Source organism: Metabacillus sp. KJ11-3 (genome assembly GCF_055808295.1).
Window position 1 is genome coordinate 1161556 of record NZ_CM147865.1, and the last position, 16134, is coordinate 1177689.

Annotated in this window: 13 protein-coding genes and 1 pseudogene; 10 read left to right on the forward strand and 4 right to left on the reverse strand. The window is 37.6% G+C overall.

Going from position 1 to position 16134, the window contains the following annotated elements:
* The first annotated feature begins 16 nt into the window (after positions 1–16).
* Together gcvPA and gcvPB are read left to right on the forward strand one after the other, a co-directional pair.
* The gene (gene gcvPA, locus AC0L8O_RS06005) at positions 17–1363 is read left to right on the forward strand and encodes an aminomethyl-transferring glycine dehydrogenase subunit GcvPA (protein ID WP_473446967.1); all 1347 of its coding nucleotides are present in this window, start codon (positions 17–19) and stop codon (positions 1361–1363) included.
* Positions 1356–2813 carry an aminomethyl-transferring glycine dehydrogenase subunit GcvPB gene (gene gcvPB / locus AC0L8O_RS06010; protein ID WP_473446968.1) on the forward strand — a complete coding sequence of 486 codons (1458 nt, stop codon included), beginning with the start codon at positions 1356–1358 and terminating at the stop codon, positions 2811–2813. The genes gcvPA and gcvPB overlap by 8 nt, the downstream gene beginning before the upstream one ends.
* Positions 2814–2869: 56 nt before the next feature.
* Here gcvPB and AC0L8O_RS06015 read toward each other — a convergent pair whose 3' ends face one another.
* The gene (locus AC0L8O_RS06015; RefSeq protein WP_473446969.1) at positions 2870–3469 is read right to left on the reverse strand and encodes a methyl-accepting chemotaxis protein; all 600 of its coding nucleotides are present in this window, start codon (positions 3467–3469) and stop codon (positions 2870–2872) included.
* On the reverse strand, positions 3414–3704 hold the full coding sequence (locus AC0L8O_RS06020; protein ID WP_473446970.1) for a hypothetical protein: 291 nt from the start codon (positions 3702–3704) through the stop codon (positions 3414–3416). The genes AC0L8O_RS06015 and AC0L8O_RS06020 overlap by 56 nt, the downstream gene beginning before the upstream one ends.
* A 241-nt stretch (positions 3705–3945) precedes the next feature.
* Here AC0L8O_RS06020 and AC0L8O_RS06025 point away from each other — a divergent pair, with 241 nt between their 5' ends.
* Entirely contained in the window at positions 3946–4623 is a 678-nt protein-coding gene (locus tag AC0L8O_RS06025; RefSeq protein WP_473446971.1) for a MerR family transcriptional regulator, read from the forward strand.
* 32 nt (positions 4624–4655) lie between these two features.
* Here AC0L8O_RS06025 and AC0L8O_RS06030 read toward each other — a convergent pair whose 3' ends face one another.
* Together AC0L8O_RS06030 and AC0L8O_RS06035 are read right to left on the reverse strand one after the other, a co-directional pair.
* On the reverse strand, positions 4656–5900 hold the full coding sequence (locus tag AC0L8O_RS06030) for a CNNM domain-containing protein (RefSeq protein WP_473446972.1): 1245 nt from the start codon (positions 5898–5900) through the stop codon (positions 4656–4658).
* Between the two features lie 200 nt (positions 5901–6100).
* Complete coding sequence (locus tag AC0L8O_RS06035; protein WP_232230085.1) at positions 6101–6469, reverse strand: rhodanese-like domain-containing protein; 369 nt, start codon at positions 6467–6469, stop codon at positions 6101–6103.
* 197 nt (positions 6470–6666) lie between these two features.
* Here AC0L8O_RS06035 and AC0L8O_RS06040 point away from each other — a divergent pair, with 197 nt between their 5' ends.
* The 7 genes and pseudogenes from AC0L8O_RS06040 to AC0L8O_RS06070 all read left to right on the forward strand — a co-directional run bounded on the left by AC0L8O_RS06040 (position 6667) and on the right by AC0L8O_RS06070 (position 16126).
* Positions 6667–7503, forward strand: a complete 837-nt coding sequence (locus AC0L8O_RS06040; RefSeq protein ID WP_473446973.1) for a lipoate--protein ligase family protein — start codon at positions 6667–6669, stop codon at positions 7501–7503.
* Positions 7504–7867: 364 nt separating this feature from the next.
* Positions 7868–10426 (forward strand): vitamin B12-dependent ribonucleotide reductase, encoded by a 2559-nt coding sequence (locus AC0L8O_RS06045; protein ID WP_473446974.1) that lies wholly within the window; start codon positions 7868–7870, stop codon positions 10424–10426.
* Between the two features lie 132 nt (positions 10427–10558).
* Positions 10559–10981, forward strand: coding sequence for a transcriptional regulator MntR (mntR, locus tag AC0L8O_RS06050; RefSeq protein WP_026558828.1), 423 nt, complete (start codon positions 10559–10561; stop codon positions 10979–10981).
* Between the two features lie 390 nt (positions 10982–11371).
* Positions 11372–12325 (forward strand): ABC transporter ATP-binding protein, encoded by a 954-nt coding sequence (locus tag AC0L8O_RS06055; RefSeq protein ID WP_473446976.1) that lies wholly within the window; start codon positions 11372–11374, stop codon positions 12323–12325.
* A pseudogene (locus AC0L8O_RS06060) lies at positions 12300–13267 on the forward strand (ABC transporter ATP-binding protein). The gene AC0L8O_RS06055 and the pseudogene AC0L8O_RS06060 overlap by 26 nt, the downstream one beginning before the upstream one ends.
* 45 nt (positions 13268–13312) lie before the next feature.
* Positions 13313–14926, forward strand: coding sequence for an ABC transporter substrate-binding protein (locus tag AC0L8O_RS06065; RefSeq protein WP_473448693.1), 1614 nt, complete (start codon positions 13313–13315; stop codon positions 14924–14926).
* Positions 14927–15118: 192 nt separating this feature from the next.
* Positions 15119–16126, forward strand: a complete 1008-nt coding sequence (locus AC0L8O_RS06070) for an ABC transporter permease (RefSeq protein WP_473446977.1) — start codon at positions 15119–15121, stop codon at positions 16124–16126.
* Positions 16127–16134: the final 8 nt, after the last annotated feature.

A 16134-nucleotide genomic window follows, 5' to 3' on the forward strand; every position in this document is an offset into this window, starting at 1 on the left:
GAGGAGATTTTTAGCTATGAATCATCGTTACCTACCAATGACAGAGCAAGACAAGCAGGAAATGCTTCAAGCAATTGGTGTTCAAACAGTAGATGAGCTTTTTCAGGATATTCCTGAGAGTGTTCGTTTTAAGGGAGAGTATAAGATTAAACAAGCAAAATCTGAAACAGAGCTCCTTAAAGAATTATCACAACTTGCAGCAAAAAATAATGATTTACGCAAGAATGCTTCATTCCTAGGTGCAGGAGTTTATGATCATTACATGCCAATTATTGTTGACCATGTGATATCCCGCTCGGAATTTTACACGGCATATACTCCTTATCAACCTGAGATTTCTCAAGGGGAACTACAGGCAATCTTTGAATTTCAAACGATGATTTGTGAGCTAACCGGAATGGATGTGGCGAACTCATCCATGTATGATGGTGGAACAGCGTTGGCTGAAGCAGCAATGCTAGCAGCAGGACAAACCAAAAAGAAGAAAGTCCTTATTTCGAAGGCTGTTAATCCGGAAACACGTGATGTGGTAAAGACATATGCAGCAGGCCAATATATTGAAGTGATCGAGGTTCCTGTTAAAAACGGTGTAACAGATATAGAGGCATTAAAGCAAGAAATGGATGAGGATGTAGCAGCGGTTTTAGTTCAATATCCAAACTTTTTTGGTTCAATTGAGCCATTAAAAGAGATTGAGCCGGTTGCACATACTGGTAAAAGTATGTTTATTGTTTCATCAAACCCTCTTGCTTTAGGTGCATTAACACCTCCGGGAGCGTTTGGTGCTGATATTGTTGCAGGTGATGCGCAGCCATTTGGAATTCCTACAGCATTTGGAGGACCACATTGCGGTTATTTTGCTGTAACAACGAAATTACTACGTAAAGTTCCAGGGCGACTTGTTGGTCAAACAACAGATGAAAACGGAAAACGCGGGTTTGTTTTAACACTTCAAGCACGTGAACAGCATATTCGACGAGATAAAGCGACTTCTAATATTTGCTCAAATCAAGCATTAAACGCTCTTGCTGCCTCTGTAGCTATGACAGCTTTAGGGAAAAAGGGTGTTAAGGAAATGGCGATTCAAAATATCCAAAAAGCCAACTATGCAAAAAGAGCCTGTTTAAAAGCGGGTTTAGAGATTCCGTTCGATCAACCAATCTTTAATGAGTTTGTTATAAAGCTTTCTAAACCTATTTCAGAGGTCAACAAACAGCTTTTAGAAAAGGGCATCATAGGTGGTTATGATTTAGGAAAAGTAGATCCAGTTTTTGAAAATCATATGCTGATTGCGGTGACAGAGCTGCGAACAAAAGACGAAATTGACACACTTGTGAAGGAATTGGGGGATGACAATGAGTAATCAAGATCAAGCATTAATCTTTGAATTAAGCAAAGAAGGACGTATTGGGTATAGCTTACCAGAGCTTGAAGTCGATGAATTGTCATTAGATGAACTAATTCCTGCTGATTATATTCGTACAGAAGAGGCATTGCTCCCTGAGGTGTCAGAGCTGGATATTATGAGACATTACACAGCTTTATCGAAGCGGAACCATGGAGTTGATTCCGGTTTTTACCCATTAGGTTCATGCACGATGAAATATAACCCGAAAATCAATGAAAATGTTGCGCGTATTGCAGGTCTTGCACATATCCACCCTCTACAGGACGAGTCAACAGTACAGGGAGCAATGGAGTTGCTATTTGATCTACAGGAGCATTTAAAAGAAATTACGGGAATGGACGAAGTTACTCTTCAACCTGCGGCAGGTGCTCATGGGGAGTGGACTGGTCTTATGATGATTCGTGCCTATCATGAAGCAAACAATGATACGAAAAGAACAAAGGTCATTGTTCCTGACTCAGCACATGGTACAAATCCAGCATCTGCTACAGTAGCAGGTTTTGAGACAATTACAGTTAAGTCAGACGAAAATGGATTAGTGGATTTGAAGGATTTACGCCGTGTAGTTGATGATCAAACAGCTGCTTTAATGTTAACAAATCCAAATACGTTGGGATTATTTGAAGCACATATTTTGGAAATGGCTCAAATTGTTCATGATGCCGGCGGTAAGCTTTATTATGATGGAGCTAACTTAAATGCTGTTTTAAGTAAAGCGAGACCAGGTGATATGGGATTTGACGTTGTTCACCTTAATCTTCATAAAACATTTACTGGTCCTCATGGTGGCGGTGGTCCTGGTTCTGGTCCGGTAGGTGTGAAAGCTGATTTAATCCCGTATTTACCGAAGCCTGTATTAATAAAAACAGAAGAAGGTTATCATTTTGATTACAACCGACCTAATTCGATAGGTCGTGTGAAGCCATTCTACGGGAACTTCGGGATCAATGTCCGAGCATATACGTATATCCGTACAATGGGTCCTGACGGCTTAAAGGCTGTAACAGAATATGCTGTGTTAAATGCCAACTATATGATGCGCCGTCTCGCACCATATTATGATCTCCCATTTAATCAACATTGTAAACATGAGTTTGTTTTATCAGGTAGACGTCAGAAGAAATTAGGTGTTCGCACACTTGATATTGCAAAGAGGTTACTTGACTTTGGTTATCATCCTCCAACGATTTATTTCCCGTTAAACGTTGAGGAGTGTATCATGATCGAACCAACCGAAACAGAATCAAAGGAAACGCTTGATGCATTTGTTGATGCAATGATTCAGATCGCAAAAGAAGCAGAAGAAACACCAGAAGTTGTGCAGGAAGCACCGCACACAACTGTTGTAAAGAGATTGGACGAAACAACGGCAGCAAGAAAGCCAATCTTAAAATATCAGCGATAAACGTGAAAATGACCTACTTTGTTTGTAGGTCATTTTTTGTAATGTTTTTCAAGTCATTATAATTTATGTGCATATTCATTCAGACGTTTTGAAAGGTGTTCAATTTCTATTACTGAGTTGGAAATTTGCTGCATGGATGTTGCTTGATCACTACCGATCTTATCCATTTCCTTAATTGAGTCTGCCATTTGCTTTGTTACCTTTTGGATTTGTCCCGTAATTTCATTGACCTTTTGGGTAGAAGAAACGGTTTCTCTGGAAAACTTTCTAATTTCATTTGCTACAACTTCAAATCCTTTTCCTTTTTCACCTGCACGTGCTGCTTCTATTGCTGCATTTAGCCCAAGCAGATTTGTTTGATCAGCAACCTTCTTAATCATGGCTAATACGACATCAGTCTCTTTTACATTATCTCCAGCTTGTGTGGATTGTATGATTAGTTCTTGTATATACTTCGCGAGGATATGAGAACCTTCAGCAACAGTTTTCATTTGATCGTTCGCTTTAGAAAGTGCTTGTCCGATTTGTTCAGCTATATTCTTTAATTCTGTTTGCTTTCGAATTTGGACAGCAATCCCTCCGATTACGTTATTGTGAACATCAAAAGGGGAGAGCTGTACCTGTAAATTCAAAACCATAGAATTCAGCAGGAACATCGGCTTGTAATCGCTTCTTCTCGCGGATTGCGATAGATAGTGGTTCTTCGGGATTTATTTTTTGTCCGATCTTAATATTGAGGTTGATTTGTTCCCCTGGATGATAAGAAAGGAATTGCTCTAAATCACAAACTGCTATGGATAAATCAGCTGGAACGGCTGCTTTTATAACAGGGATTATCTTAATTAAGCTTTCTAAAGAATCTATTTTGTTGATCATTTCATATTTCTCCATTCATTGTAATCTTCTACATCATACATAATACCCTATTTTATATTAACTTTCTTCTTATACAATATTCACAGATAGTTGTAAGGCAGTCGTACATTGTCTTAAACATACAATTCATGCCGAAATAATGTTAATCTGCAAACATTATGGCTAGTTTTTAGAACCTTTGTCGAGAGGGAGGAATTGAGTACATGATTAGTAGAACTAGTAGTATTAAGAAAATAGACAAAGGTTGGTGTTCAGGTTGGCAGCAAAATATATAACGATTTCAAAAGCGGCCGCATTAATCGGCGAAAAAGCATTTGTGTTAAAACAGTGGGAGGAAGACTTTTGTGAACTTATCACCATAAAAAGAGATGAAAAGAATATGCGGTTATTTACTGGAGAGAACATTGAATTTTTCCAAAAGATTAAAGCGTATAAAGATAGAAATTTAGATAATGAGACGATTAAACAACTTCTGCAGCAGCAATCCGTAAGTTCACCAGCTCAAGAAAGCTTGGATCAGGCTGATGTTGCTGAGCTGAAAGCAACTCTGTCAAAAATCACTTCATTTATTGAATCCAAACAAGTTCAGTTTGTATTTGAGATGGATGAACGACTTGATTTGCTTGAGAAAAATGTGATTTCATCGGTTTCAGAGAAAATCAGTGAAACAGCTAAATTACAAACAGAGGTAGCACGGATTGAATTTTCAGATCTTCAAGATATGATTACAAGTTTAGAGGTGACAGCTGAGGCGGAAAGGGAGTCTTTTAAAGAAGAAGTTCATCAGGAAAGAGAAATAGCACAACGAAAAACAGATGAGCGTGAAGAGCGATTCTTGGCATTTGTAAGAGATCATCAATACAAGCAAGAGAAAATGAAGCAAGATAAATCCGGATTAGGATTTATAAAACAAATATTAAGCTTTGCCAGATAAATGAAAAAGGTCGCTTTAAATCGCGACCTTTTTTATGTATGTTCAGGCATTTCTACCTTTTTCTCGATTTTAATTCGTTTTAGCTTATTGTCTTCAACATTCATGATAATAAAGTGCAGATTCTCGTAATCGTAGGATTCTCCTTCAACAGGAAAGTGTCCTAATTCTTTCAGAAGAAATCCTGACACAATGTCCTCCTGTTCAGGGATCTTCGTTTTGAAAACTTCATTTAAACGTCTTAATGCCAGTTTTCCATTACATATAATATGATCGTCTGTTATTTCTTCAATTAGGATCTCTTCATCCTGATCTGTTTCATCTTTAATTTCTTGACCAATCATCGCCTCAATTATATCCTCATGGCTTATAATCCCTTTTGTTCCACCATATTCATCAAGAACAATGGCTAAGTGTCTTTGCTTTTTTAGCATTAATTTGAATACAGTTTCGATCGAGTGAAATTCAAAAACAAAGAGTGGATCATCATCCATAAAGTCTTCCAGTTTTTTTTGAGGCTCTAAAGACCAATTTAACAATGATTTAGCATGCAGAACACCGATGATTTCATCCATGCTTTCTTTATATACCGGATATCGTGTATGACGGCCTTCTAATACAATATCTCTCGTTTCTTCATAGGTAGAACCTGATGCAATCCCTTGAATTTCGGTTCTTGGTACTTTTAGTGCGTCACGAACATCCAGATCATAGAAATCAATTGCACCTTTAATCCGTTTCGTTTCATCTGTTTGCAGGATTCCTTCAGATGTAGCGATATTTACCATTGTAATCAGTTCTTCTCTTGAAATTGAAGCGGTTTTGCCTTCTTCTTTTGAGAGGATATTAATAACCATTCTTGTAAATCGTGATAGGAGAAAAATTAATGGCTTTAAAATGAAAATGATGATACGAATGACCGGGAAAACCATATACGCGATCTTATCCGCGAAAGTGGCAGCGATAGACTTTGGCAAAACTTCTGCAAAAATAATCAGCACAACCGTTAAGATCCCTGTAGCAACACCTACACTAATACCATATTCAATTGCAATGACTGTAACAAGGGTCGGCAACATGATGTTAGCTATGTTGTTTCCAATTAAGATACCTGTGATAATTTCATCAGGTTTTGAGACGAAATTCAGTAATTTTTGTGATTTCTTATCATTGTTTTCCGCTTTTGATTTTAATTTCATTTTGTTTACAGCAGTAAGTGCTGTTTCACTGCCGGATAAGAAAAACGACATCAATAGAAAAAACACTATGGCAATAATCAAGACTTGATTCCTCCAACAACTAATACATTTTTATTTCTATCTCTTATCTTACCTTATTTTTGGTTTTGAAGTCGATAAATGTGATACATGTTATAAATTTTGAACAGAAAAATGAATTCAAGAAAAGGAAAAAGCAACTCCCAAGTTCACCCACACGAAAGAAGATGAGGTTGTAGTTGCTTCCTGTATACATTATTTAGTTATTTTTTCTTTACTTTCCCTGTCCATCCTTTAAAACCGCCTTTAAGACAATGGAGGTTATGATAGCCTTTTCGCTTTAACATTTGTGCAGCCCGGCCACTTCGTACCGTATTTTGGCAATAGAAGTAAACTGGTTGGTCAGGACGGATTTCTTTGTAGCGTTGACGTAACTGAGAAAGCGGTATATTTCGAGCACCTAAAATATGTCCACCTTCAAACTCGTTCGGCTCACGAACATCGATTAATTGTGCTTTACGATAGCCTGCACGGAATTCTTCTTCTGTAAGTTGCTTCATAATTTTTCGTTGATAGAAAAAATTAAACGTAATGTAGGCAATCAGGGCAACTGCTACGATGATTAGTAAAATGGTTGATGTTGTCAATATCCTCGACCCCTTTTTTATAGGTTATATCATTGTAAGCTCATAAGAACTCAATATACAGACCTCTATTATTATATAAGAGCTTATGAAAATTGTCATCAGGTTGTATGCATTATTATTTTCTTCCAAATAAACTTCTGCTAGACTTAGGATGTAAAAAAAATAACAAAGAGGGTTACAACATGGCGAAAGAAGTATGGAGATATATTGATTCTGGAAACTGCTCTCCAGCATTTAATATGGCATTGGATGAAGCACTTTTAGAATGGCATAGCGAAGGCAAGATTCCACCTACCATTCGATTTTATGGCTGGAATCCAGCAACACTTTCAATTGGTTACTTTCAAAAAGTTGAAAAAGAAATAGATTTAGAAGCGGTGAAAAGATATGGTTTAGGCTTCGTGAGGAGACCAACAGGGGGTAGAGGAGTTCTTCATGATCAAGAACTTACATACAGTGTCATTGTATCAGAGGAACACCCAGAAATGCCCAAGACAGTAACAGAGGCTTATCGGGTGATTTCAGAAGGAGTTTTGGAAGGGTTTAAAAATCTCGGTCTTGAAGCGTACTTCGCTATTCCTCGTACTGATGAAGAGAAAGCAGGTCTTAAATCACCTAGGTCAGCTGTTTGCTTTGATGCTCCCTCCTGGTATGAGCTTGTTGTTGAAGGGCGTAAAGTTGCAGGGAGTGCTCAAACCCGACAAAAAGGGGTTATCTTACAACACGGATCAATTTTGCTGGATCTAGATGAGGATTTGCTTTTTAATTTATTTAAATATCCAAACGATCGTGTAAAAGAAAGAATGCAAAGAGCATTCAAAAACAAGGCAGTTGCAACGAATAGTCTTAGAAAAGAACCGGTTACGATTGAAGAAGCAAAAAACGCTTTTAAGAAAGGTTTTGAAAAAGGTTTAGATATTGACCTTGAGCCTTATAAGTTAACAGATGAAGAACTAGAGTATGTAAATCAACTTGCGAAAAATAAATATGAAAGTGATGAATGGAATTTCAAAAGATAGAGACGTGATCTTAGGATTACGTCTATTTTCTTCTAGCAGGGTAGGTTTGTAGAAATTTGACGAAAGAAATTTTTTATCTGTCTAATTTAAAAACGTTGATTTCAAAGGTTTTTAATACATTCAAATAGATGCAAGTGACAAAATTCTTCAAAATTCCCCTTTTACGAGTCAAAACCATCACAAATCTCGTTAAAGCTTCTTTTTTTAATAAGTTTTCCATTTGACAAAAAGAGAAATAGTTGACCTTTAAACTATATATAGTATTATTCGTCAAAAAGTAAACACTATATATTGAATTGTAGGGTTGTATATGATAAATTAAATCAGGAGATTTACAAGAAAGATAGATAGAGGAGTTGTTACAATGACAGTTGTTACTGAGCAAAAGATGAGCGTTGATGTGGAGAAGCTTAACAAAGATATTTCTGCATTTCCGCAGGTTCATCCTATTACTAACGATATGAAATTAACACATAAAGGTGTTTCGAGACTTGTTATGCTTGATCGTTACACATTTAAAGACACGGAAAAAATTACGTTATCTGAAGGAGACTTTGTTGTTTTAACGATCAAGGAAGACCCTAAATTCCCGGCAAGAGGGCTTGGCTTTATCAAGAGTATTGATTGGGAAGCAAAAACAGCAAATGTGCTAGTTGATGAAGAATACAGGCACTCATTAGATAAACCTGAGGAAGTGGAGACAGGGATCGTAAAACGCTCGTTAGATGTCATTGAAAAACCACTTGAAATCTTTTACGAACAAATCGCAAAACGTAATGCAACAGGATTAGCATCGGTTGAGAAAACAGAAGAAAAACGTCAAGAATGGTTCGAAAAGTTTTATCAAGAGCTTGTTAACTTAAACTTTATTCCGGCAGGACGTGTGTTATATGGTGCAGGTGCTGGAACAGAAGTAACTTATTTTAACTGCTATGTTATGCCATTTGTGAAGGATTCACGCGAAGGGATCTCTGAGCATCGTAAACAGGTAATGGAGATCATGAGTCGCGGTGGCGGTGTAGGAACGAACGGATCAACATTACGCCCTCGTAACACATTAGCAAAAGGTGTAAACGGAAAATCATCAGGCTCTGTATCATGGTTGGATGATATTGCGAAATTAACTCATCTGGTTGAGCAGGGCGGCTCAAGACGTGGAGCACAAATGATCATGCTTGCCGACTGGCATCCAGATATTATTGAGTTCATTATTTCAAAAATGCAAAACCCTAGAATTCTACGTTTCCTTATTGAAAACACCAATGATGAAGCGATTAAAAAATATGCGCAGGATAAATTAAAGTTCACACCACTTACACAACAGGAAATTGATATGTACCAAGGAATAATTAATTACAAGCAAATTCCAGGAACAGGTGGATTTAGTGAAAAAATTATAAAAGATGCTGAATTAAAGCTGCGTACTGGCGGTACTTACAGTGTTCACAACTCTGAGTTCTTAACAGGTGCGAATATTTCTGTTACGTTAACAAAAGATTTTATGGATGCAGTAGAAAATGATGCTGAATATGAACTTCGTTTCCCTGATGTAGAAAGCTATAATGAAAAGGAAATGAATGAATACAATGAAAACTGGCACAAAGTTGGGGATGTACGTGAGTGGAAAAAACAAGGCTATAAAGTACGTACGTACCGTAAAATTAAAGCAAAAGAACTTTGGAATCTAATCAACATCTGTGCAACATATTCAGCAGAGCCGGGAATTTTCTTTATTGATAATGCAAACGACATGACAAATGCCAAGGCATATGGTCAACAAGTTGTTGCAACAAATCCATGTGGGGAACAACCACTTGCACCATATTCTGTCTGTAACTTAGCAGCAGTAAACCTTGCTGAAATGGCGAATAAAGAAACAAAAACAGTTGACTTTGATAAGCTTCGTAAAACAGTTGAAGTTGGCGTGAGAATGCAGGATAACGTCATTGACGCAACTCCGTATTTCTTACCTGAAAACAAACACCAGGCACTTGGCGAACGTCGTGTTGGACTAGGTGTAATGGGCTTACATGATCTTCTTATTTACTGTGAAACAGAATATGGTTCTGAAGAAGGAAATGTATTAGTTGATAAGGTCTTTGAAACAATTGCTACAACAGCATACCGTGCATCAATTGAATTAGCGAAGGAAAAAGGAAGCTTCCCGTTCCTAGTTGGAGAAGAAGATGCAGAAACAAATCGCCTTCGTGAAGCATTTACCCAAACAGGATTCATGCAGAAAATGCCTGCAGATATTCTAGAAGGTGTAAAAGAGTACGGAATCCGTAACTCACATCTATTAACTGTTGCTCCTACGGGATCCACAGGGACAATGGTTGGTGTTGCAACAGGACTTGAACCTTACTTCTCATTCTCGTACTTCCGTAGTGGAAGACTTGGTAAATTTATTGAAGTAAAGGCAGATATTGTGCAGGAATATCTAGATCAACATCCAGAAGCAGATGCAAACAACCTACCGTCATGGTTTGTATCCGCAATGGAATTAGCTCCTGAGGCACATGCAGATGTACAATGTGTCATCCAACGTTGGATTGATAGTTCTATTAGTAAAACAGTTAATGCTCCAAAGGGCTATTCTGTTGATCAGGTAGAAAAAGTGTATGAGCGCCTGTACAAAGGTGGAGCAAAAGGCGGTACAGTCTATGTAGACGGTAGCCGTGATACACAAGTTTTGACACTAAAAGCTGAAGAAAATACATTTGATGAAAATGAAGAAGTAGAACCAAAGGAAAAAGGGAAAGTGGTTCTTGTTGATACAATCAATGATCTTCGTTCAACAGATGTAACGATTGGGAATGAAGTTGGTAATACTTGCCCGGTTTGTCGTGAAGGTACAGTTGAAGATTTGGGCGGCTGTAATACATGTACGAGCTGTGGCGCACAATTAAAGTGTGGATTGTAATCTGTTTAAAGGATCTGACAATGTCAGGTCCTTTTCTTTCCTGCAATACAACCATAACTTGTCATGATTAACAAACTCATGTAAAATTGTAATGATGTCGTTAAAAAGTTCGGCGAATATGGAGGGACCAACATGCCAACACCAAGTATGGAAGATTATATAGAACAGATTTATTTACTTATTGAAGACAAAGGATATGCTCGAGTTTCCGATATAGCCGAAGCATTGGCCGTACATCCCTCCTCTGTTACAAAGATGGTTCAAAAACTTGATAAAGATGAATACCTCATATACGAAAAATATCGAGGTCTCGTTTTAACAAATAAAGGGAAGAAAACAGGTAAGCGTTTAGTTTATCGACATGAACTTTTGGAGCAATTTCTTCAAATAATCGGTGTTGATCAAGATAAGATTTACGATGATGTGGAAGGGATTGAACATCATTTAAGTTGGAATGCTATTGACCGAATTGGAGACTTAGTTCAGTACTTTGAGGAAAATGAAGAAAGAGTCAATACTCTGCGTAAAATACAAAAGAATAATGAAGAATCATAAAAAGCGATGGGAAGTAGAACCACTACGACCCATCGCTTTTTTTATATAGTCGAACCAAGAAGGAAATTATATTGATTATTATTTTGATAAAAAGTATACAGAAAAATATGCAAGTCTCATATTCAATACTAGAATGATAGAATTTAACCCTTTAATATGCGTCAGCTTTAATGCGTTAAACAATGGGGTGAAATCATTGTCGAACGAAACTTATGTGTAAACGACCGATTATGACAATGAGCATAACTGTATTATGCAATAATATTCAGTACTTTCATTATATTTTAATAGTTTATCATTTTAATAAAATAATGGTGGTGAGAAATTGAGTAAACAACCAATACTCAAATAAAAAATTTAAGTGTATCATTTAGATCTGAAAAAAAGGTAGTGCCGGCTGTAAAGGATATTAGTTTTGATTTATACAAGGGAGAAATAGTAGGGATTGTCGGAGAGTCTGGTAGTGGAAAGAGTGTAACATCATTAGCCGCAATGGGGTTAATTCCAAGTCCTCCAGGGTTGATCGAAAATGGTGAAATTTTGTTTGAGGGAAAAAATTTGATCAAGCTAAACGAGAAAAAGATGAGAAAGATTAGAGGAAATCAAATATCAATGATTTTCCAAGAACCAATGACCTCGTTAAATCCTTTGTTTTCAATTGGAAATCAATTAACAGAAGTACTTCGATTACATACTGATGTAACAAAAAAGGGAGCCAAAACGAAAGCAATTGAATTGTTGAAATTAGTAGGAATTCCTAGAGTAGAAGAAATAATAAAAGAGTATCCGCACCAACTATCCGGCGGAATGCGACAAAGAGTGATGATCGCTATGGCGATGGCTTGTAATCCCCGTGTCTTAATAGCAGACGAGCCCACGACAGCTCTTGATGTTACGATTCAAGCGCAAATTTTAACACTTATGAAAGAACTAAATACAAACATGAATACCTCGATTATTTTCATCACACATGATTTGGGTGTAGTTGCAGAGATTTGTGATCGGGTACTTGTCATGTATTCAGGCCAAATTGTTGAACAAGGTGATGTTAAGACTATTTTAAAGGATCCTAAGCACCCATATACCAAGGGGTTAATAAAATCCATCCCTGATATAAGAGGGAAAATAAAACGCTTATATAGTATACCTGGCCAAATTCAGAGTCATGGCAGTTCACATCAAGGATGTCGTTTTGCCCCGCGATGTGACGATGCATATGGTGAATGCCTAGAAGAAGTGCCAAGCTTATATAAAATGATGAAGGAAGGACATAATGTGCGGTGCTTTTTGCATAAAAAGAGTGGGGAGGTTGATAAAAATGACAGAATTTCTTCTTCAAGTTGAGGGATTGAAAAAAACTTCCCGATCAATAATGGATTACTAGGGAAACAAACGGGAGAAGTGAGGGCAGTTGATGATCTATCCTTCTATGTGAAAAAAGGAGAGACTTTAGGCATTGTTGGAGAAAGTGGCTGCGGGAAATCAACTACTGGCTGTCTCCTAATGAGATTAATAGAGGCAAGTGATGGAAGGATTGTATTTGAAGATAAAGAGATTACGAAAATGACAAAAAATGAATTAAGAAAGGTACGGAGAGATATCCAAATGGTTTTTCAAGATCCGTATGCCTCCTTAAATCCAAGACACTCGATTGAAAAAATTTTGGAAGAGCCATTGATTGTCCATCGAATAGGGACAAAGGAGGAAAGAAAGAAAAGGGTAAATGAGATGTTGGAAATTGTCGGCTTGAGTAGTCACCATGCTAGAAGGTATCCACACCAGTTTAGCGGTGGACAACGACAAAGAATTGGGATAGCAAGGGCCCTTATGACAAAACCAAAATTAATTATTGCGGATGAGCCTGTTTCAGCTTTGGATGTATCAATTCAGGCTCAAGTATTAAACCTGATGAGAGATATTCAGGTAGAATTCCAACTTACCTATATTTTTATTGCACATGACCTTGGTGTTGTTCGTCATATAAGTGACAGGGTAGGAGTGATGTATTTAGGTAGATTGATTGAATTAGCAGATAGTGAGGAACTTTATAAAAAGGCTATGCATCCATATACAAAAGCACTGTTGTCTGCAGTTCCAATTGCTGATCCTGATGTTATTCGTCATAACGTTCCTTTATCGGGAGAAATGCCAAGTCCTTCAAATCCGCCTTCAGGATGTGCCTTTCATACACGGTGTACAGAAGGTATGGACATTTGTAAATCAATTAGACCTAATGATCAAAACATTGCTGGTCATTTTGTTGCTTGTCATCTATACAATCGCTGACTAGCAGCATTGATGATAAATAATTAATGGGGGTATGAAATGGAAATGAAAAAGAATATGAAGTGGTTACTAGTTTCATTGTTAGCACTAAGCATGCTGCTAGTTGGATGTAGTGGAAATTCAAATCAAGAAACGGGTGGAGAAGAACAGCCTTCAAACAATACGGAAACCAAAAAAGACACACTGGTATTTGGGCGTGGAGGGGATTCTACATCACTGGATCCTATTACAACAACAGAGGGAGAAACCTTTAAAGTAACGGAAAATATTTTTGAAACACTACTTGAGTATGGTGAGCAAGATACGACCTTACATCCTGGCCTTGCCGAATCGTGGGAGGTGTCTGATGATGCATTAACTTACACCTTAAAGCTCCGTCAGGGTGTGAAGTTCCATGATGGGACAGATTTTAATGCGGATGCTGTTGTATTTAACTTTAATCGGTGGATGAGTGGGAATGCAGACGATTTTCCTTACTACACGATGTTCGGCGGATTTAAGGGAGAAGAAGGCCATGTCATTAAAGAGGTTAAAGCTCTAGACGAGTATACAGTTGAATTTACACTTAACCGTCCCCAAGCTCCATTTCTAAAAAATTTAGCCATGTCTCCATTTGGCATTGCGAGTCCAACAGCTGTTGAGGAACATGGTGATGATTTCAGGAAAAATCCAGTCGGTACAGGTCCGTTTAAATTTGTAGAATGGAAGCAGAATGACCGAATTGTTTTGGAAAAAAATGAAAGCTACTGGATGGAAGGATTCCCAAAGTTAAATCAAGTAATATTCAGAGTTATTCCTGAAAATACGGCAAGGTTAAATGCTTTAACGAACGGAGAAATTGATTTAATGGATGGAGTGAATAATTCTGATGAAGCGACCGTCACTAATCATGATCAATTACAATTAATTGAGCGACCATCTATGAATGTTGGATACTTAGGTTTTACGACAAATCGACCACCATTTGATAATAAGCTTGTCCGCCAAGCGTTAAACTATGCGATTGATAAGCAAGGAATAATTGATGCGTTTTATGGTGGAAAAGCGGAGGCAGCAAAGAATCCAATGCCGCCTTCAATTGAAGGATATAACAATGAAATTGAAGACTATTCTTATGATTTAGAAAAGGCGAAAGAGTTGTTGGCTGAAGCTGGGTATCCAGACGGATTTGACATGGACTTATGGGCTATGCCGGTAGCAAGACCTTATATGCCGGAAGGAATGAAGGTTGCGGAGGTTATTCAAGCATCTTTTGCGGAAATTGGCGTTAAAGCTGAAATTCAGTCAGCTGATTGGGCAACATACCTGGAAAAAGCAGCAAAAGGGGAATTTGATGCATACATGTTAGGCTGGACCGGTGATAATGGTGATCCTGATAACTTCTTATATACCCTCTTAGATAAAGATAGTATCGGAAGCAACAACTATTCTTACTATAGTAATGATGAACTTCATGATGTGTTAATAAATGCTCAAAAAGAGACAGAACAAGATAAACGAAATGAATTATATAAGCAGGCACAAGAAATTATTCATGAAGATGCACCTTGGGTTCCACTTGTTCACTCTACACCTTTATTAGCTGGAACAAGTGATATTGTTAATTACTTCCCACATCCTACCGGCTCAGAAGCGTTGACAAAAGTTGAATTTAAATAAGGTTGTTAAAGGGGGAGACATAGTCTCCCTTATATCGCCTGAAAAAATTGCATTGACATACTTTTCTCTCCTAGTAAACGTAGTCCCTATGTGAACATTACTTTAAGTCTAGCTAGTTGATTTCTTTCTCCTCTATAAAAAGGGGGCGTTAAAATACCTAAACCTACATGTTAATAAAAAAGAGGTGAGCATATGTTGATCTATACCGTTCGTCGACTGTTTTCACTCATACCTGTTTTGTTTGGAATGACATTGGTTGTGTTTGCCATTATTCGGGCAATTCCCGGTGACCCGGCACAGGTCATCCTTGGACAAAAGGCTACAAAAGAGGCGATTGCTACATTAACAAAAGAATTAGGATTAGATAAACCATGGTTTATCCAATATGTCGATTATTTACAAGCCCTTTTTACGGGTGATCTTGGTACATCATTACGGACAAGAGGGCCGATAAATGAGGAAATATGGCCATATCTGGCTGCAACCATTGAACTTACACTTGTAGCGATGATTATTGCGATCTTTATTGGAGTCAATGCAGGGATTATCAGTGCGTGGTTTTCAAATTCTTGGTTTGATTATCTTGCGATGGTTTTAGCATTAATCGGTGTGTCAATGCCTATATTCTGGCTTGGTTTAATGGAGCAATGGGTGTTTTCGATTGAATTAGGATGGTTACCGTCAACAGGAAGGGAAGATGTAAGAAATCCTGTTGAGGCGATAACGAATATTTATATGGTGGATACACTTCTTCAAGGTAGAGCAGATCAGTTTGTACAGGTTATTCAACACTTGATTCTTCCCAGCCTTGCCCTTGCTACCATTCCAATGGCTATTATCGCAAGAATGACACGTTCTACCATGCTTGAAGTAATGAAATCAGACTATATCCGCACTGCGAAAGCAAAAGGATTAAACATGTTTTGGGTTGTATATAAACATGCTTTAAAAAATGCCATTATACCCGTTTTAACAGTTATTGGGCTGCAGACAGGTCTCCTTTTAGGTGGAGCAATTTTGACTGAAACAATCTTCGGGTGGCCTGGTATTGGACGTTATCTCTATGATGCCATCAGTTACCGTGATTACCCGGTTATTCAATCAGGAATTTTAATGATCGCAGCGATTTTTGTTTTGATTAATCTAGTCGTTGATCTATTATATGCCGTTATCGATCCGCGAATTAAATATCATCAATAACGAAAAGG

Bases quoted from the DNA above. Each gene is read 5' to 3' on its own strand.
- AC0L8O_RS06015 (WP_473446969.1), bottom strand. From the start codon at position 3,469: ATGTTCCTGCTGAATTCTATGGTTTTGAATTTACAGGTACAGCTCTCC.
- gcvPB (WP_473446968.1), top strand. From the start codon at position 1,356: ATGAGTAATCAAGATCAAGCATTAATCTTTGAATTAAGCAAAGAAGGA.
- AC0L8O_RS06065 (WP_473448693.1), top strand. From the start codon at position 13,313: ATGAAAAAGAATATGAAGTGGTTACTAGTTTCATTGTTAGCACTAAGC.
- AC0L8O_RS06045 (WP_473446974.1), top strand. From the start codon at position 7,868: ATGACAGTTGTTACTGAGCAAAAGATGAGCGTTGATGTGGAGAAGCTT.
- AC0L8O_RS06070 (WP_473446977.1), top strand. From the start codon at position 15,119: ATGTTGATCTATACCGTTCGTCGACTGTTTTCACTCATACCTGTTTTG.
- AC0L8O_RS06020 (WP_473446970.1), bottom strand. From the start codon at position 3,704: ATGGAGAAATATGAAATGATCAACAAAATAGATTCTTTAGAAAGCTTA.
- mntR (WP_026558828.1), top strand. From the start codon at position 10,559: ATGCCAACACCAAGTATGGAAGATTATATAGAACAGATTTATTTACTT.
- AC0L8O_RS06040 (WP_473446973.1), top strand. From the start codon at position 6,667: ATGGCGAAAGAAGTATGGAGATATATTGATTCTGGAAACTGCTCTCCA.
- gcvPA (WP_473446967.1), top strand. From the start codon at position 17: ATGAATCATCGTTACCTACCAATGACAGAGCAAGACAAGCAGGAAATG.